Genomic DNA, 19777 nt, shown 5'->3' on the forward strand with positions numbered 1-19777 from the left:
GATGCGGTTCCGGTTTCTGACCCCTGTCCTGGCCTTTGCCGGCATCGCTGTCGTGATGTGGTATGCGCTTTTCAACCTGAACCCTACGGAAATTCCCACCGAACTGATCAATAAGCCCGCGCCGGAATTCGCATTGGAGCCGGTGCCGGGCTACGGGCCGGGATTGGCGCAAAGCGATCTTGCAACAGGCAAGGTTGTTTTGCTGAACGTCTTTGCGTCATGGTGTGTTGCCTGCATGGCGGAGCATCCATTTTTTATGAAGCTGAAGGCGCAGGATACGGTTGATATCTATGGCCTCAACTATAAGGATACGCCGGACGCTGCGGCCCAATGGCTCGCGCGTCATGGCAATCCCTACAAACGGACCGGCGTGGACCTGAAGGGCCGCGTCGGTATCGATTTTGGCGTTTATGGCGTTCCGGAAACCTTCGTTATCAGCCCAGACGGTAAAATCCTCGATAAGATTATTGGGCCGGTCAGCGAGGATATGTTCGATGCCCGTATCCGGCCGCTGTTAAACGGGGCGGGATCGTGACATCAATTTTTCGCCCGCTGGCGCTGGCCTTATTGCTCGCGCCATTTATTGTTCTCTCCGCTGCATCCGTTTTCATCGAGGAAAAACTTGATGATCCGGCACAGGAGGCACGGGCGCGTGAAATCTCTGGCGAAATCCGCTGCCTGGTATGCCAGAACCAGTCTATCCTCGACAGCAACGCGGACCTTGCGAAAGACCTTCGGCAGATCGTGAGGGAACGGATATCTCTTGGCGATACGGATGATCAAGTGCGCAGTTATCTGGTTGAACGCTATGGCGACTGGGTTCTGCTTAACCCGCCGTTCAAGATGACCACCCTTTTCCTTTGGCTTGGCCCCGCAGCGATTTTCCTTTTTGGCGCCTTCGCGATGATTGTCTTCCTTCGAAATCGCAGTCGGAGTGTTGAAGGAGAAAGCACTGCCAGATTGTCCGCTAAGGAAGAGGTGGAGATTGAGCAGCTGTTAAAGCCGGACAAACCCGGAAAGAATTCATGATCTGGATTGTGTTTTCGATAATCCTGTTTGTGGTAGTGGCTGTGCTCGTCTGGCCATTTGTCCGGACGGGGCGACAAACCCGCGCTCATGCGGATCAAGAACTGGAAGTCTATAGACAGCAACTAGATGAACTTGGCTCCGATGTGGCGCGCGGTGTTGTCGGCAAGGCCGAGGCCGAGGCGATGGAGACAGAAATCAAGCGGCGCATGCTTCGCATGGAGCGGCAGAGCGGAAAGGCCGCCCAGTCTTCGGGACAGAAGACCAGCTGGCAGATTGCCGTCATTCTTATCATTGCAATTCCGGCGATTTCCATTGCGCTCTATGTAGATATGGGCTCTCCAGACTCCCCCGCACGACCTTTGGCGGCGCGGGATATAGAGGCGGAGAGAACGGCACTTGAGACACAGGATGTTGCTTCCCTGATCCAACGGCTTGTCGATGCGCTGAAGGCGCAACCGGATAATTTGGATGGCTGGGTCCTGCTTGCCCGGACGTTAAGCCGGCTGGAGCGATATGATGAGGCCGCAGAGACCTATATGAAGGCGACCCTGCTCGCGCCAAACTCGGCGGAGCTTTTTATTGGCGCGGGTGAAAATTACTATTTCGCGGCGGAAGGGGTAATTACGTCGGCGGCAGAAAAAGCGTTCGAGCAGGCAGATGCGATCGATCCTGATAACCCGGGTGCCCGCTATTATCTGGCGCTTCGCGATGCGCAAGCGGGGGATCTGTCTGGCGCACTCAAAAACTGGATCGCACTCTATGAAGAAAGCCCGGCAGATGCCCCCTTCATGCCGGTTCTCGCGCGCCGTATTGAGCAGACGGCAGAAGAAACCGGCACGGATATTGGCGATCTGATCGAGCGAAAAACAACATCCTCCGAACCGGCGGGGCCAAGTTCCGAGGATATTGCCGCTGCCGCGAATATGTCAGCGGAAGAACGCCAGGAGATGATCAATTCCATGGTGGCGGGCTTGGCTGTGCGCATGGAGGAAACCCCGGATTATGAGGGCCTCATGCGACTTGGCCAAGCCTATGGCACATTGCAGAAATATGAAGAATCAGCAAATGCCTACGCCCGAGCTCGCGCGTTGAAACCGGACGATTTTGCGGCTCTTCAGGCGGAGGCGCTCTCTCACGTTCAGGCGGCAGGCAATGCCGGAGTGCCACCTACTTCTGCTATTGAACTATACCGGATAGTCCTTGATCGAAATCCCGATCATCCTCAAGCTCTCTGGTATCTAGGGGTTGCCGAAGCAGCGGGCGGGAATAATGGGGAGGCTATCAAGCTCTGGACCCGGCTTCAGGCCGTGACGGAACTGGGAAGTGCCGTGAACACAGCCGCGACGGAGGCGATAAAGAGCCTTTCCGGTGCGGATAAAAATTGATACCGTTATCCTTTAACGGATGGAAAGAAATAACCCGTGACGTCCACAAATCCCGACGATTATGCATTTGAGCGGAAGGTCCCCGCAGGCGATAATATGGAACGACATGTCTGCACCGATTGCGGCTGGGTACATTATGATAATCCAAAGGTAGTCGTGGGGTCCGTTGTTACATTTGAAGATAAGTTTCTGCTCTGCAAACGGGCGATCAATCCGCGCAAAGATTTTTGGACTTTGCCCGCGGGCTTTCTGGAGCAGAACGAGACCACGGCGGATGGCGCAACCCGGGAAGCGTTCGAGGAGGCAAATGCCAATATCCGCATCCGTGACCTTCTCGCGGTTTATAGTGTGACCCATATCAGCCAGGTGCAGATCATGTATCGTGCGGTGCTCGATAAGCCGGAATTTTCCGCCGGACCGGAATCGCTGGAAGTGCATCTTTTCGAATGGGAGGATATTCCCTGGAACGATCTTGCTTTTCCTACGGTCTATTGGGCCCTACATCAGTATCAACAGATAAAAGATATGGAATATTTCGCTCCCTTCGCCAATGCGTCCGGGGAGATGCTTGATAAATCATACGAAATTTTGCGGCGCTAACAGGCTCATTTGAGGAATTATATTATGAACAAGATATTGACAGTGGCTGCAATTGGAGCCGCGCTGGTGCTTGCCGGTACGGCGAGTTCGCAGGCGGGCTTGCTCGATAAGCTGCAAAAGACGATTACCGATACGACTTCGTCCTCGTCCGGTGGATCCGGCAGCAGTGGGGTGAGCGATCTGTCAACTGGTCAAATTGTCGAGGGGCTGAAGGAGGCTCTCCGGGTCGGCACAGAAACGGTGGTTGGCCAGATTGGCACAACGGATGGATACAATGGCGATCCGGCGATCCATATCCCGCTGCCCGAAAAAATGCAGCAGGCTCAGTCATTGCTGAAGAAGTTTGGTCTCTCCGGCATGGCGGATGAGTTGGAAGAGCGGCTCAATCGGGGGGCGGAAGCCGCGGCCCCAAAGACCAAGGAAATCATCTATACTGCCATTTCCGACATGACGCTTGAAGATGCGCAAGGGATATATAACGGGCCAGATGATGCGGCAACCCAGTATTTTCGCAAAGTCTCCACCGCGGACCTGACGGAGACGGTTCGCCCGATTATCGAACAGTCATTGCAGGATGTCGGCGCGATGACCGCCTATGATAATCTTGTGTCGCAATATAAAACCTATCCGCTCGTGCCGGATATCAAGTCAGATCTGACCGGCCATGCGACGGAAATGGCGCTGGAGGGTCTGTTTTATTATATTGCACAGGAAGAGGCGGCCATACGCAATGATCCGGTCAAGCGGACAACGGAAATTCTGACGACGGTGTTTGGAAACTAGGCGAGCGTCCGTTCCAGATAATCCATGATCAGCGCCTGATAACGGGGTAGCGATTTATAACCGCGCATGTCCGGACCCATGGTTTGAAGTCCATGGAGCAGCCGTTCGGCGCGACTGAGGTCCATGCATATTTCCGCAAGGCTGTTGTTGAAAATACGAATTGTGAAGAGGATATCCATGCTGTCTTCAAGACGTTGCAAGGTTTGCCTTTCCACGCGGAAGAATATCTTATCGCCAATATTTTTTGATGTTATTGAGGTATCGACGGCCCGGTCGTGACGCCACCAGCCGGGCTGAAACAGGACATTGCTGTCATAGAGCCCCCAGTTAAATCGCTCCACCTTCTTGCCGGGCCTCAGGTTTCGGAAAAATCGGTCAATCGGGCTTCCCAGTCGGTCATTCAATCCGGGCACGGGCTGGTGGATGGTTTGCATGGGACGGCCGATTTTCTCTACAAGGTTCCAACCGGTCGGGAAGCAAACACAGGCGGCAGCCAGGATATAGCCATCGGGCGCCTCGCGCATCAGGACGAGATCTTCCTGAACAATTAAGGCGGCCCGGACAAGCGGGCTTGCTTCTCCGTCTGATTTTTCTGGTTGCGGAGTTTCGGAATGATGCTTGGTGAGTTCGCCGGAAATCAGATGGTATATATGCTGTTGTGCTGCGTCTGTACCGTCGGTCTCAGCAAAAACATGATCGCGATGGTCATTCAGCAGGCGGTGCTTTTCCGTAATATCCTGCACATATTGGCTATCGATATCGAGAAAGGATCGGTTTCTCAAGGCCTGCAATCCCATGGTCAGGCGGAAATCCGTGCCATCGAGAGGGAAATAGCGGGCTGTCATGCGTCTGTATCGGGTTTATCCTGATTCATATGTCGTGTGATCATGGGGACCTGCGCGACGAAAAAGAGGAAGGTTGCCGCGGTAAAGCCGAATACCTTGATATTTACCCAAAGTTCCGTCGAAAAGCTGCGCCAGATGATTTCGTTGGCGACAGCCATGAGAAGAAAAAAGGCGGCGAGGCGTATGGTCAGTTTTTTCCAGCCGTCATCATCAAGATCCCAGAAATTATCGAACAGGACTTTGACAAAGGACTTTCCAAGAATCAGCCCGGCGAACAGGATGATGGAGAAAATGGCGTAAATGATCGTCGGTTTCATCTTGATGAAGGTTTCGTCGTTCAGGTAAAGCGTCAGCCCGCCGAAAACCATCACGACAACCGCAGTGACCAGCGGCATCATGGGGAGGCTCCGGGTGTAGTAGTAGGATACGGCGAGGGCGATCAACGTGGTGATCATGATGGCGCCTGTCGCAACGAAGAGATCGCCGAAATAATAGGCGGCGAAGAAAACCAGTATCGGCCCCAATTCCGTCGCTGGTTTTAGTCCCTTCGGCATTGCTCTTTCAGTCGTCGCCATCTTGATATGGTCCTTCTTAGATGTCCCCGGCGCCTGAGAGGGCGCGGGCGAATTCATTCGCGGCGAAGGGCTGCAGATCATCTTCGCTTTCGCCAACGCCAATGGCATGAACAGGCAGGCCAAATTTATCGGCGATTGCGACTAGTACGCCGCCCCGCGCCGTCCCGTCCAGTTTTGTCATCACCAGACCGGTGACGTTACAGACCTTGCCGAAAATCTCCACCTGGTTCAAAGCATTCTGGCCCGTTGTGGCATCCAGCACGAGAAGACAGGAATGCGGCGCGTCGGGTTCGAGCTTTTTTATGACCCGAAGAATTTTTTCAAGTTCGGCCATCAGGTCGGATTTATTCTGGAGCCGCCCGGCTGTATCGATCAGAAGCAGGTCCGCCCCATCGGCTTTTGCTTTTTCAAGTGCGCTGAAGGCGAGGCCAGCCGCATCGCCGCCCACCTTCGTGGTGACCACGTCGCACCCTGTGCGCTGTCCCCAGATTTGAAGCTGCTCCACCGCTGCCGCGCGGAAGGTATCCCCCGCGGCGAGAACCACTTTCTTGCCTGCCGCTCGATATTGCTTGGCGAACTTGCCGATCGTCGTTGTCTTGCCTGAGCCATTGACCCCGACCACCAAAACGACGTGAGGCTTGCAGTTCTCATCAAGAAGGAAGGGAGCCGCCACCGGATCAAGGATTGCGGTGACTTCCTCCGCAAGCGCCGCGCGGATTTCCTCCGGTGCGATTTCCTTGTCATAGCGGGTTTTTGCAATATTGGCGGCAATCCGTGCGGATGTTGCCACACCAAGGTCAGCGCTGATAAGAAGTTCCTCCAGCTCCTCGATGACATCATCGTCGAGCTTGCGCTTGGTAAAGATATCGGTGATCCCACCGGAAATCGCGGAAGAGGAACGTTTAAGCCCGTCCCGCAGGCGACTGAACCAGCCTTTTTTCTCTTTTGTTTCGCTCATTGGCCTTTATTCTCGGCAGGTGCTGCAAAGACTTTTTTGCCGTCTGTTCCGGTTATTCGGACGGGAATGATCTCACCGCCGATTGCCGTGAACTCAAGTTCAACCGGCGCATAATGGCTCGTCCGGCCCGTTGTTTCATTCTCAACGAGGACGGATTGCTCAGTCCCGACGAGGCTTTTCAGGAAGCGCGCAAGGTTAAGGTCGCCAGCGGCCCGAAGATCAGCGGCGCGCGCTTTCCGGATGTCTCCCGGAATCTGCGGCATCTTCGCGGCCGGTGTACCGGGACGGGCCGAATAGGGGAACACATGCATATAGGCGATGTCACATTCCTCAATCAGCTTGAGGCTGTTGGCCGCCATCTCGTCTGTTTCGGTCGGGAATCCCGCGATGATATCCGCGCCAAAGACAACATCCGGGCGGAGCCGTCGGGCCTTTTCAACGAAAGTATAGACGTCGTCGCGAAGATGCCGCCGTTTCATCCTTTTCAGGACCATATCATCGCCTGCCTGGAGGCTGATATGCAGGTGCGGCATCAGGCGCGGTTCCGTCTCGATCAATCGCCAGAGATCATCATCCACTTCCACCGGATCGAGGGAGGAGAGGCGAAGCCGCTCCATTTCTGGCACGGCGGCGAGAAGACGGCGGCACATCTGACCGAGAGTTGGGGTGCCTGGCAAATCCTCCCCATAGGCGGTGATATCCACGCCGGTCAGGACAAATTCCTTATAGCCATTCCCGGTGAGGGAGCGGGCCTGATCGACAATTGCACCCATCGGCACGGAACGGCTGTTCCCGCGACCATAAGGAATGATGCAGAAGGTGCAGCGATGGTTGCAGCCATTCTGAATTTGCAGAAACGCACGGGCACGGCCATCGAATCCTTCGATAAGATGCCCCGCCGTCTCCTCGGCTGACATGATGTCATTGACCTGCATCCGCTCCGCCTGCTCCAGACCGAAGGATTGCGGCTCCAGCTTCTCCATATTGCCGAGAATCTGGTCAACCTCTGCCATATTGGCGAATTGCTCGGGCTTGGTTTGCGCGGCACAGCCGGTAACGATGATCTTGGCGCCGGGATGCTCCCGTCGGGCTTTACGGACAGCCTGCCGGGCCTGGCGTTCTGCTTCGTTCGTAACGGCACAGCTATTGATGATGACCGCATTGGTCAGTCCCGCCGACATCGCATGTCCGCGCATTACTTCGGATTCATATGTATTCAGGCGGCAACCGAAGGTGATAATTTCGGGCGCAGCAAGCGGCTTGATCTCACCCATCACGCTGCCCCTTTTAAAAGATCCGGGCCAAGCACGCCGTGATAGGATGTCGCAATAGGGCCGCCCATGAAAACATGCCCATTGTCGCCGATCCGCATATTGAGCGGGCCACCGTTCAGGCGCAATGTTGCTTCTTTTCCTGTTACGCCTCTTAGATTTGCGGCCACCATAGTGGCGCAGGCTGCGGATCCGCAGGCGAGCGTGATGCCAACACCGCGTTCCCAAACACGCAAGCGGATATCACCATTGGCCAATTTACTGGCAACGCTGATATTGGCTTTCTCGGGAAAGAGAGGGTCTGTCTCTGCAAGGGGACCCCATTTTTCAAGGTCAACAGCTTCGGCGTCTTCGACAAAGAAGATCGCATGGGGGTTGCCCATGTTCACGCCAACCGGATCACTGAGCGGCCCAATGGTGAGGTTGATATGTTCCGTATCCTCCTCCCGGGAGAGGGGGATGTCGTTCCAGCTCAGTTTCGGAACTCCCATATCGATCACGATATGCTGGCGGTCTTCCGTTGTTCCAGCAAGAAATCCTGCTCGCGTCTCTATTGTGACGGCATTCTTATCCGCCTCCTCCATGAGGAGATGGGCAACGCAGCGGGTCGCGTTGCCGCAAGCCTCTGCCTCGCTGCCATCGGCGTTATAGATACGCATAAAGATGTCAGCATTATTCGCCGTCGGTTCCATAACGATTAACTGGTCGTAACCCACGCCCCGATGCCTGTCCGCAATGGCACGGAACGCTGGTCCTGGGAGATCGGGCAGCGCTGTGCGTCCGTCAATAATGACGAAATCATTGCCAAGGCCATGCATCTTTATGAACGGTATCTGTTCCATAACCCGCGATATAGGCGTTTCGGCGCGTCCGGTCCAGCATATTTATCACTGTGGATTGGTGAGTTCTGCTTGACTTATGACGGGGTCTATGGCTAATTCCGGCCAATCACGACAACCGAGTCGCAACATAGAAGTGCCGTAACCGGTATCCGCCAGCCCGCGAGTTTCGCGCCCTGGCGTTTTTTGCGTTGTTTGGTTCGGTTGTCAGAATTAGGGTTTTGAACGGGTTTAAGGCCGAATGTTTGAAAGTTTGACAGGCAGACTGGGTGATGTACTTGGGCGGTTGACCAAGCGCGGCGCACTCACGGAAGCAGACGTCACGGAAGCATTGCGCGAAGTCCGCGTTGCTCTCCTTGAGGCGGATGTTGCGCTGCCCGTTGTCAAAAGCTTTGTCAAACGCGTCAAGACCAGAGCGGTGGGTACGGAAGTTCTGAAGTCCGTCAACCCGGCGCAGATGGTGATCAAGGTTGTCCATGACCAGCTGATCGAAATGCTGGGATCGGAACAGCAGGAGCTTAACCTCGTCGCGGTTCCGCCGGTTGTCTATATGATGGTCGGCCTGCAAGGTTCCGGTAAAACAACCTCGACCGCGAAAATCGCTAAATGGCTGACGGAGAAGCAGGGCAAGAAGGTCATGATGGCCTCTCTCGACGTGCGTCGCCCGGCCGCTCAGGAACAGCTCAAGATTCTGGGTGAGCAGACGAATATCGCGACCCTGCCGATCATCGAAGGGCAAATGCCGGTCGATATCGCGAAGCGCGCCGTTCAGTCGGCGAAGCTGCAGGGCATCGATGTGGTCTTGCTCGATACCGCGGGCCGGTTACATGTAGACGAATCCCTGATGGCGGAGATGGACGCCGTCCATAAGGAAAGTCGTCCGACGGAAACCTTGCTGGTTGTTGACAGCCTGACCGGTCAGGATGCGGTCAATGTGGCCGAGCAGTTCAAATCGCGCGTTGATGTCACTGGTATTGTCATGACCCGGATTGATGGTGACGGGCGCGGCGGTGCGGCCCTGTCCATGCGCGAAGTCACGGGCTGCCCGATTAAGCTCCTAGGTACCGGCGAAAAGCTGGATGAGTTGGAGGCTTTCCACCCGGACCGTATTGCCAATCGTATTCTTGGCATGGGCGATATTGTCTCGCTGGTCGAAAAGGCTGCCGAGACAATCGAGAAGGACGAGGCCGAAAAACTTGCCCTTAAGATGCAGAAGGGCATGTTTGACCTTGATGATCTGGCGAGCCAGCTGCGTCAGATGCGTAAAATGGGTGGCATGAGCAGCCTTGTTGGTATGCTGCCCGGTGTTGGCAAGATGAAGAAACAGCTGGACAGCGCCAATCTTGATGACAAGTTGCTGGTCCGTCAGGAAGCGATGATCCAGTCGATGACGCCGAAGGAACGGCGCAACCCGCAAATTATTGCCGCCTCCCGCAAGAAACGTATTGCGGCGGGATCGGGCATGTCAGTTCAGGATGTCAACCGTCTGCTCAAACAGCATAAGCAGATGGCAGGCATGATGAAAAAAGTGAAGAAGCTTGGCAAAAAAGGCATTGCACGCGGAGGCATGCAGGGGCTTTTGCCGCCAGGAATGAAGTTTTAATCGAAATTGAGTTTGTTAAAGGAAAGAGCGTAATATGGCACTTAAAATTCGCCTTACTCGTCAGGGCGCGAAAAAGCGTCCCTTCTATCGCGTTGTTGTTGCAGAAGCCAGCAGCCCCCGTGATGGACGGTATATCGAGCGTCTGGGCACCTACAACCCGATGCTCCCGAAGGATGATGAAAACCGCGTGTCCCTGAACGGGGAGCGTATCCAGCACTGGATCGGCAATGGCGCGAAAGCAACGGATCGTGTGGCCCATTTGATGGCGAGCGCAGGTCTCGGTGAAAAGCCGGTTCGCAACAACCCGGAAAAAGCCAAGCCAAAAGCCAAGGCACAGGAACGGTTGAAGGAGCAGGAAGAGGCACGTCAGGCAGCTAAGGAAGCTGAGGCGGAAGCTGCGGCCGCGCCTGCTGAAGAGGAAGCGCCGGCAGAAGAGCCAGCTGCAGAAGCGGAAGAAGCTCCAGTTGAGGAAGCCGCTGCTGAAGAGACTCCTGCTGAGGATGCGGATCAGAAGGCTGAGGCCTAAGGACGTACTCCCGTGCCTGAGGTCGGAATGCTGCTGATGGGCGTCATCGTCGGGGCCAAGGGCATCAAGGGTGAAGTGAAGATCAAAAGCTTCACTGAAAACCCGGAGGATGTAGCTGCCTATGGCCCTTTGATGGATGCGTCGGGAAAAACGGCCTTCACTCTGAAGGTCGTTGGCCTAAGCAAAGGTTTGCCGGTGGCGCGGATTAAGGGTATATCAGATCGCAACGCGGCCGAGGCCCTGAAAGGGACGGAGCTTTATGTGTCGCGGGACAGATTGCCCGAAACAGAGGAAGCGGAAGAATACTACCATGCGGACCTGATCGGTTTGCCGGTATTCTTTCAGGACGGAACGAAGTTCGGCACCATTCTGCGCCTGCATGATTTTGGCGCAGGGGATATGCTGGAGATTGTACCGGAGGGAAAAGGCGAGAAGGCTGCGGTCTTGGTTCCCTTCACCGTCGAGATGGTGCCGGAGGTGGATGTTTCAGGCGGCCGGGTCGTGGTTGAGTTAGGTGAGGACTTCTTTGAAGTTCCGGAAAACCCGGAGAGTGCGGCGAAGCCGTAACGCGGATCGAGATGGGAAAAGGGAATAGCGGATGGTTTGGACCGCTCATATTTTAAGCCTTTTCCCGGAGATGTTTCCGGGGCCGCTGGGCTTAAGTCTGGCGGGCAAGGGACTTGAAGAGAAAGCCTGGGACCTGACGGTCAGGAACATTCGCGATTTTGCCATCGGCAAGCATCGCAATGTTGATGACAGTCCTTTTGGTGGCGGCGCCGGAATGGTGATACGGCCGGATGTGCTGGGGCCCGCGATTGATGCGGCTCTTGCTACGTCTGAGGAAGTTAAGCGGGTGATCTATTTCAGTCCCCGTGGCCGGGTCATCGATCAGGCTTTTGTTCGGGAGCTGGCGGAGGGCCCGGGGGCTATTATGGTATGCGGTCGCTTCGAAGGGGTCGATCAGCGGGTATTGGAAACCCGCAATGTGGAAGAAGTCAGCCTTGGCGACTTCATTCTGTCCGGCGGCGAGATTGCGGCGCTGGCGCTATTGGATGCGGTGGTTCGCCTGCTGCCCGGTGTGACCGGGAACAGCGAGTCGCTGGAGGAAGAAAGTTTTGCGGACGGGTTATTGGAATATCCCCATTACACCCGCCCACCGGTCTGGGAAGACCGGGAAGTCCCGGAAGTTCTGCTGTCGGGGCATCATGAGAAAATCAAGGAATGGCGAAAACGCCAGTCTGAAGAGTTGACCAAGGAACGAAGGCGGGACCTGTGGGACCGTCGGAAGCGTAATTTTTGATAAAAGGGTGAAAGCCATGAATACGGTTGAAAAGCTAGAGCAAGAGCAAATCGAGAAACTCACAGCAGAACGTCCTGTGCCTGAGTTTCGTGCAGGAGATACTCTCCGGGTGCATGTAAAGGTTGTTGAAGGCACGCGTGAGCGTATCCAGGCCTTTGAAGGTGTCTGCATTGCCCGCAATGGCGGCGGCATCAATGCGAACTTCACGGTTCGGAAAATTTCCTACGGCGAAGGCGTTGAGCGTATTTTTCCGCTCTATTCCCCGCGTATTGACCATATTGAAGTGATCCGTCAGGGCGTTGTCCGCCGGGCGAAGCTTTATTACCTGCGCGAACTGCGTGGTAAGAAGGCTCGTATCCGCGAACGTCGTGAAGACCGCTACGGGAACAAGAGCGGCGAATAGTCGGCCGATTGGCGCGCCTGCGGGAAATGAATGAATAAGAAAAACTGACGATTTGCGAGGATAGAAAATGGGAACCCCTAGAACCTTGTACGATAAAATCTGGGATAGTCACGTTGTCGATCAACTGGAAGACGAAGCCTATATTTTATACATCGACCGTCATCTTGTTCATGAAGTAACCAGTCCGCAGGCCTTTGAAGGATTGCGGATCGCGGGGCGGAAAGTTCGTCGCCCCGACGCGACCTTCGCGGTTGCCGACCATAACGTCCCGACCAAGGATATCGAAAAGGGAATTACCGACCCCGAAAGCAAGCTTCAGGTGGACACGCTTGAGGCCAATACTGCGGAATTCGGCGTTCCCTATTTCTCCATGACCGATGACCGGCGCGGAATTGTCCACATCATCGGGCCGGAGCAGGGGTTGACCCTGCCGGGCATGACGATCGTATGTGGTGATTCTCATACCTCAACCCATGGGGCGTTTGGCTCTCTGGCGCATGGCATCGGAACCTCCGAGGTTGAGCATGTATTGGCGACCCAGACCTTGGTTCAGGAAAAAGCCAAAAACATGCGGGTGACCGTGCATGGCGACCTCCCTCCCGGAGTGACGGCGAAAGATGTTGCCCTTGCCATTATTGGCAAAATCGGAACGGCCGGTGGCACAGGCCATGTTATTGAATATGCGGGGGATGCAATCCGTGCCCTTTCCATGGAAGGGCGGATGACGCTCTGTAATATGACGATCGAGGCGGGCGCGCGCGCCGGCCTGATTGCGCCGGACGAAACCACTTTCGACTATATCAAGGGTCGTCCTTACGCCCCGAAGGCCGGCGCGTTCGAACAGGCCGTCGCGTACTGGAAGACGCTGAACTCTGACGAAGGTGCAAAATTTGACACCGAAGTCGAACTCGATGCGAGTGAATTGATTCCCTATGTGACCTGGGGGACCAGCCCAGAAGATGCGTTGCCAATTACTGGCTCAGTCCCTGCGCCAAGTGATTTTGCCGATGAAGGCAAGCGCGGAGCTGCGGAACGGGCGCTTAAATATATGGGCCTGACGGCGGGCATGAAGCTTTCCGATATCGAAGTCGACCATGTTTTTATCGGCTCCTGCACCAATGGCCGGATCGAGGACTTGCGCGCCGTTGCGAAGATCATCGAAGGCAAGAAAGTCAAATCCACGGTGAATGCGATCATTGTGCCGGGATCCGGACTGGTCAAAATTCAGGCAGAAGATGAAGGGCTCGACAAGATATTCGAGGCCGCTGGATTTGAATGGCGTCAGCCGGGCTGCTCCATGTGCCTGGCCATGAACCCGGACAAGCTGGCGCCGGGGGATCGTTGTGCGTCGACCTCCAACCGAAACTTTGAGGGGCGTCAGGGACAGGGCGGACGGACCCATCTGGTAAGCCCGGCGATGGCCGCCGCCGCCGCAGTGACCGGACATCTGACGGACGTGCGGGAATTGGATTAAGGGAAAAAGAAAATGGAAAAATTCAATAAGCTGACAGCGGTCGCCGCGCCCATGCCTTTGGTCAATATTGATACCGATATGATCATTCCCAAGCAGTATTTGAAAACCATTCAGCGCAAAGGCCTCGGAAAAAACCTGTTTGCTGAAATGCGCTATAATGATGATGGTACTGAAGTAGAGGATTTTGTCCTTAATCAGCCAGCCTATCGCAACGCCGAAATCCTTGTGGCGGGCGATAATTTCGGCTGTGGGTCGAGTCGGGAGCATGCGCCTTGGGCGTTGCTCGATTTCGGGATCCGTTGTGTGATTTCAACAAGCTTTGCCGATATCTTCCACAATAACTGCTTCCGCAATGGAATTTTGCCAATTGAAGTATCGCCAGAAGATCTCAGTAAATTGATGGAAGATGCGGAGCGCGGTGCCAATGCGACCATATCTATTGATCTGGAGGCTCAGGAAATCCGGGGACCAGACGGCGGTGTCATTCATTTTGAGATTGACCAATTCAACAAGCATTGCCTGTTGACGGGGCTTGATGAAATTGGCCTTACCCTGAAGAAGGAAGACAAGGTCGCGGAATATGAAGAAACCCGCAAAATGCAGCAGCCCTGGCTGTAATCTGAGTTCCGGTAATTAGAGAGTGAATTGTTATGACATCAAATAAATCCCTGTTGATCCTGCCCGGCGACGGCATCGGCCCGGAAGCCATGGGCGAAGTGCGCCGCATCGTAAACTGGATGGAAGATAACCGCGCTGTTTCCTTCGATGTTGACGAAGATCTCGTCGGCGGTTCATCTATCGACAAGCACGGCATTCCGGTTACGGATGAAGTCGTTGAGAAAGCGCAGAATGTGGATGCGGTCCTGCTCGGCGCAGTTGGCGGGCCGAAATGGGATAATCTCGATTTTTCAATCAAGCCGGAGCGCGGCCTTTTGCGCCTTCGCAAGGATCTGGAGCTTTTCGCGAACCTCCGTCCGGCGGTCTGTTTTGATGCGCTGGTGGATGCATCCAGCCTGAAGCCGGAACTGGTAAGCGGTCTCGACATCATGATCATTCGTGAGCTCACCGGCGGCGTTTATTTCGGGGAGCCACGCGGGATTGAGGATCTCGGGAACGGTATCCGTCGGGGCGTGAATACGCAAGTCTACACGACGCCGGAAATTCACCGTGTTGCGCGTGTCGCCTTTGAACTGGCGAAGAAGCGTGATAACCGCGTATGCTCCAGCGAGAAAGCCAATGTTATGGAATCAGGCGTTCTCTGGCGCGAGGAAGTCACGAAAATTGGCGAAACGGAATTCCCGGAAGTCGAGCTCAGCCATATGTATGCGGATGCGGCGGCGATGGAGCTTGTCCGCAAGCCAAAACAGTTTGATGTGATCGTTACCGACAACCTGTTCGGTGATATTCTCTCCGACTGTGCGGCAATGTTGACCGGTTCCCTTGGTATGCTGCCGTCGGCTTCCTTAGGCGATGTCGATGAGACGGGACGCCGCAAAGCGCTTTATGAGCCAGTCCATGGGTCAGCCCCGGATATTGCGGGCCAGAATATCGCGAACCCCATCGCGACCATCCTCTCTTATGCCATGGCGTTGCGCTATAGCTTCGATATGGGCAGTGAAGCGGATCTTGTGGAAGCGGCAGTGCAAAAAGTGCTTGCAAGTGGTATTCGCACTGGCGATATCATGTCAGCGGGCATGACGCAGGTGTCGACCACGGAAATGGGCGACGCTATTATCCGTGAGTTGGACAAGGCAAACGGCTAATTCCTGATATATTGCGCGATTGATTTAACCCCCGGTGCGGAGATGCCGGGAAATAGAAGAGATTAAGATCATGGGATACAGAGTTGCGGTTGTCGGTGCCACCGGGAATGTGGGCCGCGAAATGCTGAATATTTTGCATGAAAGACAATTTCCGGTGACGGAAGTTATCGCGCTCGCCTCAAAACGTTCTGTCGGGCGCGAGGTCTCCTTTGGTGATAAGACGCTGAAGGTGAAGGCACTGGATGATTTTAATTTCACAGGGATAGATTTTGCTCTCTTTTCCGCAGGCGGAACTGTATCTGCAAAATACGCTCCGATTGCGGCCGCGCAAGGTGCGATTGTCATCGACAATTCCTCGCATTTCCGGATGGATCCGGATGTGCCGCTGGTTGTCCCGGAAGTAAATCCACAGGATGCCGCTGGTTATACCCGGAAGAACATTATCGCGAACCCGAACTGCTCGACCGCGCAGCTTGTTGTGGCGTTGAAGCCGTTGCATGACGTAGCAACGATCAAGCGCGTCGTGGTTTCTACCTATCAGTCGACTTCGGGTGCGGGGAATGAGGGGATGGATGAATTGTTCACCCAGACCAAGGGCATCTATGTAAACGATACGCCGACACCATCAAAATTCACCAAGCAGATCGCCTTTAACGTGATCCCGCATATTGATGTCTTCATGGACGACCGTTACACCAAGGAAGAATGGAAGATGATGGTCGAGACCAAGAAGATCGTCGACCCGAAGATCAAGCTTACGGCTACTTGCGTGCGCGTGCCGACATTCGTCGGTCATGCCGAAGCTGTTAATATCGAGTTTGAGAACGAGTTGAGCGCGGATCGCGCGCGGGAAATCCTGCGTGAGTCTCCGGGCATTATGGTTGTCGATAACCCCGAAGAAAATGGTTATGTAACACCCGTCGAATGTGTCGGTGACTACGCTACCTTTATCTCGCGTATTCGCGACGATGCGACAATTGAGAATGGCATCAACCTTTGGTGTGTTTCGGATAACCTTCGTAAGGGCGCGGCGCTTAACACAGTTCAGATTGCGGAACTGGTTGGGCGCGAATATTTGAAAAAAGCGGCCTAGTCGCTCCAAAGACATTTAATCAAGCCAGCCTGACGCAATTAAAATAAGCGTCAGGCTGGCTTGTTCATTTTTAGCCGTTGTCATAGTCTTTCAGGATATAAGAACAGCCGGTCGGCTGTTTGCAATCTCCGGAGGTCGTTATGACGGCACATACTCTGAAATTCTCCGCATCACTTCTTATCTGTCTGGCGGCAATGCTGGCGGTAATCTCTCCGGCAATGGCGCGGGATATTTTTGTTAATCCGCAAGCCCCTGTAAATGGAGCTGACGGCAGCAAGGAGTCGCCCTGGAAAAGCCTGCAATCGATTCTAGACGATGATATTGTTAAAGCCGGAGATCGGGTGATGCTGGAAGGCGGAGATTATGGCCGCCTTGTCATTCAGAACAGGGAAATGTCCGAAATGACATCGGTCGTTGTCTCCGACGATCAGCAGGCGACATTCGAGAATGTTGAGATCAAGGGGAGTGCCAATTGGGCTCTAACGGGCTTCACGGTGACGTCGGAAGGATTTCGAGAGCCGGACGAAAGATATCATGTCCGTATCGACAAGAATTCCCATCATATCAACATAGACAGCTTCACCATTTATACGGTTGAAGATATTTCTGACTGGTCCACCGATGACTGGAATGAGAAGGCGCTGGATGGCATATTTTCTGAGGCGGAACATGCGGACATTCGCAATAACAAGATCAGGAATGTAAATTTCGGGATTTCGACGCTCGGTAAGCATAGCATTGTCGCACGGAATGAGGTGAAGAATTTCTCCGGTGATGGCTTGCGCGGGCTGGGCGATCACAGCTTATTCGAGGAAAATGTCGTAAAGAACTGCTATCAGGTAAACTCAAATCATTCAGACGGATTTCAGTCATGGTCAACTGGCGCGGACGGGCGTCCCGGAACCGGCGTGATAAAAGATGTGACCTTTCGCCGTAACCTGATCCTGAATTTTGAGGATTTTTATCAGCCCTACGTCTGTAAGCTGGAGGGGATTGGGCTTTTTGATGGTGTCTATGAAGACTGGACTATTGAGAATAATATTATCGCTGTCGATAACTGGCATGGAATATCGGTTTTCGGCGCGCGGAATGTCCGGATAAAGAACAACACGGTGATGGATATCGACTATTTCCCGCCGGGCCCAGCCACAATCACAATCATCTCTGTCTCAGAAGGCGATCCGGAAGATGCCAGCCTTGTTGCCAATAACGTCGCGAATGAGATAAAAATCGAAGGGGAGGGCGTTGAGCGTTTCGGCAATATAGAAATTGACGACCTTGATGATGTGTTTGTTGATATCGATGATGGAGATCTTCGTCTGCCCGAGGATAGTGAGGCCATCGACAATGGAGAGCCGGATCCGGAGATGACGGTTGATTATTTCGGCAACCCGCGGCCGTCAGGAAAGGGACTGGATGTGGGTGCCGTGGAGTTGCAGCAATGAAGCATCGATCCATCGGCATGTGAAACGCAAGCATTTTTGTCCCTTGTTGTTGCGTCGCAATAAAAACCCTTTATGATGCGCCCCGCATCTCTTAATTTGCTGAAGTTATTTGAATAGGGCGTCGCGCCCGAGGGACTAACAATGACAAAAAACATTCGCCCCCGCCGTTCGGTTCTTTATATGCCGGGTTCTAACGCCCGCGCCCAGGAAAAAGCAAAGACACTTGTCGCAGATGCGCTAATCCTTGATCTTGAAGATGCGGTTGCGCCGGACGCGAAGGCAGACGCCCGCGAAATCGTCTGCGCTAACGCGGCCTCGGGTGACTACGGCAATCGCGAAATCATCATTCGGGTCAACGGACTTGATACCCCGTGGGGGAAGGATGACATTATCGCGGCAGCCAAAGCGGGCCCCGATGCGATCCTGCTTCCCAAAGTTGAAAGCGCCGCGCAAGTCCAGATGCTCGAAAAAATCATGATGGAGGCTGGCGCGCCGGAGACAACGACAATCTGGTGCATGATGGAAACGCCGCTCGGTATTCTGAAAGCAGAAGAAATCGCTTCCGCAAGCCCGCGTGTTGACTGCTTCGTTATGGGCACCTCCGATCTTGTGAAGGATCTTCAGGCACAGCATACACCGATGCGCCTACCTGTTATTACCTCTCTTGGCCTTTGCTTGCTTGCGGGGCGTGCCTATGGCCTTACCGTTCTGGATGGTGTTTATCTCGACCTCGCGGATGAGGATGGATTCCACGGCTCCTGTGTGCAGGGGCTGGAACTCGGCTTCGATGGGAAGACCCTGATCCATCCGAAACAGCTCGCCCCGACGAATGAGGTGTTCGCTCCTTCGGAAGAAGAGGTGGCGCATTCCCGAAAAGTTATTGAGGCGTTTGAAGCCGCCGAGAAAGAAGGCAAGGGCGTTGTTCTGGTCGACGGCAAGCTTGTCGAAAACCTCCATGTTGAAATTGCAAAAGCAAAGGTCGCCATGGCCGATGCCATTGCGGCCGCGGCCGAGTAAGGAGAGGGAATTTGATGAGCAAAACCAATCCCGGAAATTACTTCGAAGATTTCAAGATCGGACAGGTGCTCGATCATGCAACACCGCGGACCATTACCGAAGGGGATGTCTCTCTCTATACCGCGCTTTATGGCGGGCGCTTTGCGTTGCAATCGGCGGACAGCTTTGCCATGGAATGTGGCCTTGAGGCCGCACCGATTGACGATCTTCTGGTTTTTCATATCGTCTTCGGCAAAACGGTTCCCGATGTCTCCCTGAATGCCGTTGCGAATCTCGGCTATGCGGATGTGCAGTTCAAGGCGCCGGTTTTCCCGGGCGATACGGTCAGGACAAGTTCAACGGTGATTGGCCTTAAGGAAAACTCAAACGGTAAAACGGGTGTCGTCTATGTCCGTTCCACTGGAACCAACCAGATGGGCGCCATCGTTCTTGATTATGTCCGCTGGGTTATGGTCCGCAAAAAGGATGAAAATGCACCCGCACCGGAAGCCGTTGTACCGGAGTTGCCGGATCGTGTGGATCCCGTGCAGATTTCCCTGCCGCAGGGGATTGATTTCTCCGGCTATGATGCGACGCTTGCCGGGTCTCCTCATTATTTCGAGGATTACGAAGTTGGCGAGAAGATTGATCACGTGGACGGCATGACGATCGAGGAAGCCGAGCATATGATGGCGACCCGGCTGTATCAGAACACCGCCAAGGTCCATTTTAACCAGCATCAGATGCAGAATGACCGTTTTGGTCGTCGCTTGATCTATGGTGGTCATATCATCAGCCTCGCGCGCGCACTCTCCTTCAATGGCCTTGGCAATGCCCAGCTTATCGGGGCGATCAATGGCGGGTCCCATACGGCTCCGACATTTGCCGG

Annotated in this window: 22 protein-coding genes; 17 read left to right on the forward strand and 5 right to left on the reverse strand. The window is 54.4% G+C overall.

The features are described from left to right. Window position 1: 1 nt before the first annotated feature. Genes P1U71_RS03870 through P1U71_RS03890 form a run of 5 tightly spaced genes read left to right on the forward strand, consistent with a single transcriptional unit; the run spans window position 2 to window position 3797 of the window. Window positions 2-535: a DsbE family thiol:disulfide interchange protein gene (locus P1U71_RS03870; protein WP_301104236.1), complete on the forward strand. Its 534-nt coding sequence runs from the start codon at window positions 2-4 to the stop codon at window positions 533-535. Then, complete coding sequence (locus P1U71_RS03875; protein ID WP_301104237.1) at window positions 532-1029, forward strand: cytochrome c-type biogenesis protein; 498 nt, start codon at window positions 532-534, stop codon at window positions 1027-1029. The genes P1U71_RS03870 and P1U71_RS03875 overlap by 4 nt, the downstream gene beginning before the upstream one ends. Beyond that, the gene (ccmI, locus tag P1U71_RS03880; protein WP_301104238.1) at window positions 1026-2414 is read left to right on the forward strand and encodes a c-type cytochrome biogenesis protein CcmI; all 1389 of its coding nucleotides are present in this window, start codon (window positions 1026-1028) and stop codon (window positions 2412-2414) included. Before P1U71_RS03875 ends, ccmI begins: the two co-directional genes overlap by 4 nt. Before the next feature lie 36 nt (window positions 2415-2450). Next, window positions 2451-3014 (forward strand): NUDIX hydrolase, encoded by a 564-nt coding sequence (locus P1U71_RS03885; protein WP_301104239.1) that lies wholly within the window; start codon window positions 2451-2453, stop codon window positions 3012-3014. Window positions 3015-3038: 24 nt separating this feature from the next. After that, window positions 3039-3797: a DUF4197 domain-containing protein gene (locus P1U71_RS03890; protein ID WP_301104240.1), complete on the forward strand. Its 759-nt coding sequence runs from the start codon at window positions 3039-3041 to the stop codon at window positions 3795-3797. On the opposite strand, the gene P1U71_RS03895 is transcribed toward P1U71_RS03890, so the two are convergent. The 5 genes from P1U71_RS03895 to dapF are packed head-to-tail and all read right to left on the reverse strand — an operon-like array spanning window position 3794 to window position 8288. Beyond that, a complete protein-coding gene (locus P1U71_RS03895) occupies window positions 3794-4642 on the reverse strand; it encodes a DUF3445 domain-containing protein (protein ID WP_301104241.1) in 849 nt (282 codons plus the stop codon). The genes P1U71_RS03890 and P1U71_RS03895 overlap by 4 nt on opposite strands. Further along, a complete protein-coding gene (locus tag P1U71_RS03900; RefSeq protein WP_301104242.1) occupies window positions 4639-5217 on the reverse strand; it encodes a septation protein A in 579 nt (192 codons plus the stop codon). The genes P1U71_RS03895 and P1U71_RS03900 overlap by 4 nt, the downstream gene beginning before the upstream one ends. Window positions 5218-5233: 16 nt before the next feature. Then, on the reverse strand, window positions 5234-6175 hold the full coding sequence (gene ftsY, locus P1U71_RS03905) for a signal recognition particle-docking protein FtsY (protein ID WP_301104243.1): 942 nt from the start codon (window positions 6173-6175) through the stop codon (window positions 5234-5236). After that, the gene (gene mtaB, locus P1U71_RS03910; RefSeq protein ID WP_301104244.1) at window positions 6172-7449 is read right to left on the reverse strand and encodes a tRNA (N(6)-L-threonylcarbamoyladenosine(37)-C(2))-methylthiotransferase MtaB; all 1278 of its coding nucleotides are present in this window, start codon (window positions 7447-7449) and stop codon (window positions 6172-6174) included. Before mtaB ends, ftsY begins: the two co-directional genes overlap by 4 nt. Further along, window positions 7449-8288, reverse strand: a complete 840-nt coding sequence (gene dapF, locus P1U71_RS03915) for a diaminopimelate epimerase (protein WP_301104245.1) — start codon at window positions 8286-8288, stop codon at window positions 7449-7451. The genes mtaB and dapF overlap by 1 nt, the downstream gene beginning before the upstream one ends. 238 nt (window positions 8289-8526) lie before the next feature. Between dapF and ffh the strand changes: the two genes are divergently transcribed. The 12 genes from ffh to P1U71_RS03975 form a co-directional block, all read left to right on the forward strand. Continuing rightward, entirely contained in the window at window positions 8527-9888 is a 1362-nt protein-coding gene (ffh, locus tag P1U71_RS03920; protein ID WP_301104246.1) for a signal recognition particle protein, read from the forward strand. Window positions 9889-9922: 34 nt separating this feature from the next. Beyond that, window positions 9923-10414: a 30S ribosomal protein S16 gene (gene rpsP / locus P1U71_RS17985; RefSeq protein ID WP_367281113.1), complete on the forward strand. Its 492-nt coding sequence runs from the start codon at window positions 9923-9925 to the stop codon at window positions 10412-10414. A 12-nt stretch (window positions 10415-10426) separates the two neighbouring features. Beyond that, complete coding sequence (gene rimM, locus P1U71_RS03930) at window positions 10427-10981, forward strand: ribosome maturation factor RimM (RefSeq protein ID WP_301104247.1); 555 nt, start codon at window positions 10427-10429, stop codon at window positions 10979-10981. Window positions 10982-11012: 31 nt separating this feature from the next. Next, a complete protein-coding gene (gene trmD / locus P1U71_RS03935) occupies window positions 11013-11714 on the forward strand; it encodes a tRNA (guanosine(37)-N1)-methyltransferase TrmD (RefSeq protein WP_301104248.1) in 702 nt (233 codons plus the stop codon). Between the two features lie 16 nt (window positions 11715-11730). Further along, on the forward strand, window positions 11731-12117 hold the full coding sequence (rplS, locus tag P1U71_RS03940) for a 50S ribosomal protein L19 (protein ID WP_301104249.1): 387 nt from the start codon (window positions 11731-11733) through the stop codon (window positions 12115-12117). A 67-nt stretch (window positions 12118-12184) separates the two neighbouring features. Further along, window positions 12185-13591, forward strand: coding sequence for a 3-isopropylmalate dehydratase large subunit (gene leuC / locus P1U71_RS03945; protein ID WP_301104250.1), 1407 nt, complete (start codon window positions 12185-12187; stop codon window positions 13589-13591). Window positions 13592-13603: 12 nt separating this feature from the next. After that, complete coding sequence (gene leuD, locus P1U71_RS03950; protein WP_301104251.1) at window positions 13604-14209, forward strand: 3-isopropylmalate dehydratase small subunit; 606 nt, start codon at window positions 13604-13606, stop codon at window positions 14207-14209. A gap of 32 nt (window positions 14210-14241) precedes the next feature. Continuing rightward, window positions 14242-15354, forward strand: a complete 1113-nt coding sequence (gene leuB, locus P1U71_RS03955; RefSeq protein ID WP_301104252.1) for a 3-isopropylmalate dehydrogenase — start codon at window positions 14242-14244, stop codon at window positions 15352-15354. Window positions 15355-15424: 70 nt separating this feature from the next. Next, entirely contained in the window at window positions 15425-16447 is a 1023-nt protein-coding gene (locus P1U71_RS03960; RefSeq protein WP_301104253.1) for an aspartate-semialdehyde dehydrogenase, read from the forward strand. 140 nt (window positions 16448-16587) lie between these two features. Continuing rightward, window positions 16588-17892, forward strand: a complete 1305-nt coding sequence (locus P1U71_RS03965; RefSeq protein WP_301104254.1) for a right-handed parallel beta-helix repeat-containing protein — start codon at window positions 16588-16590, stop codon at window positions 17890-17892. Window positions 17893-18033: 141 nt separating this feature from the next. After that, window positions 18034-18909: a CoA ester lyase gene (locus tag P1U71_RS03970; protein ID WP_301104255.1), complete on the forward strand. Its 876-nt coding sequence runs from the start codon at window positions 18034-18036 to the stop codon at window positions 18907-18909. Between the two features lie 14 nt (window positions 18910-18923). Next, window positions 18924-19777, forward strand: an 854-nt coding sequence (locus tag P1U71_RS03975; protein ID WP_301104256.1) for a MaoC family dehydratase, incomplete at its 3' end; no start/stop codon positions are given.

This window comes from Sneathiella sp. (genome assembly GCF_029233945.1).
GTDB lineage: Bacteria > Pseudomonadota > Alphaproteobacteria > Sneathiellales > Sneathiellaceae > Sneathiella.

Coding starts and splice junctions, on each gene's coding strand:
- P1U71_RS03895 (WP_301104241.1), bottom strand. CDS start 4,642: ATGACAGCCCGCTATTTCCCTCTCGATGGCACGGATTTCCGCCTGACC.
- leuC (WP_301104250.1), top strand. CDS start 12,185: ATGGGAACCCCTAGAACCTTGTACGATAAAATCTGGGATAGTCACGTT.
- ftsY (WP_301104243.1), bottom strand. CDS start 6,175: ATGAGCGAAACAAAAGAGAAAAAAGGCTGGTTCAGTCGCCTGCGGGAC.
- P1U71_RS03870 (WP_301104236.1), top strand. CDS start 2: ATGCGGTTCCGGTTTCTGACCCCTGTCCTGGCCTTTGCCGGCATCGCT.
- ccmI (WP_301104238.1), top strand. CDS start 1,026: ATGATCTGGATTGTGTTTTCGATAATCCTGTTTGTGGTAGTGGCTGTG.
- P1U71_RS03890 (WP_301104240.1), top strand. CDS start 3,039: ATGAACAAGATATTGACAGTGGCTGCAATTGGAGCCGCGCTGGTGCTT.
- P1U71_RS03900 (WP_301104242.1), bottom strand. CDS start 5,217: ATGGCGACGACTGAAAGAGCAATGCCGAAGGGACTAAAACCAGCGACG.
- rplS (WP_301104249.1), top strand. CDS start 11,731: ATGAATACGGTTGAAAAGCTAGAGCAAGAGCAAATCGAGAAACTCACA.
- P1U71_RS03960 (WP_301104253.1), top strand. CDS start 15,425: ATGGGATACAGAGTTGCGGTTGTCGGTGCCACCGGGAATGTGGGCCGC.
- rpsP (WP_367281113.1), top strand. CDS start 9,923: ATGGCACTTAAAATTCGCCTTACTCGTCAGGGCGCGAAAAAGCGTCCC.
- P1U71_RS03965 (WP_301104254.1), top strand. CDS start 16,588: ATGACGGCACATACTCTGAAATTCTCCGCATCACTTCTTATCTGTCTG.
- P1U71_RS03970 (WP_301104255.1), top strand. CDS start 18,034: ATGACAAAAAACATTCGCCCCCGCCGTTCGGTTCTTTATATGCCGGGT.
- leuD (WP_301104251.1), top strand. CDS start 13,604: ATGGAAAAATTCAATAAGCTGACAGCGGTCGCCGCGCCCATGCCTTTG.
- ffh (WP_301104246.1), top strand. CDS start 8,527: ATGTTTGAAAGTTTGACAGGCAGACTGGGTGATGTACTTGGGCGGTTG.
- mtaB (WP_301104244.1), bottom strand. CDS start 7,449: ATGGGTGAGATCAAGCCGCTTGCTGCGCCCGAAATTATCACCTTCGGT.
- dapF (WP_301104245.1), bottom strand. CDS start 8,288: ATGGAACAGATACCGTTCATAAAGATGCATGGCCTTGGCAATGATTTC.
- trmD (WP_301104248.1), top strand. CDS start 11,013: ATGGTTTGGACCGCTCATATTTTAAGCCTTTTCCCGGAGATGTTTCCG.
- leuB (WP_301104252.1), top strand. CDS start 14,242: ATGACATCAAATAAATCCCTGTTGATCCTGCCCGGCGACGGCATCGGC.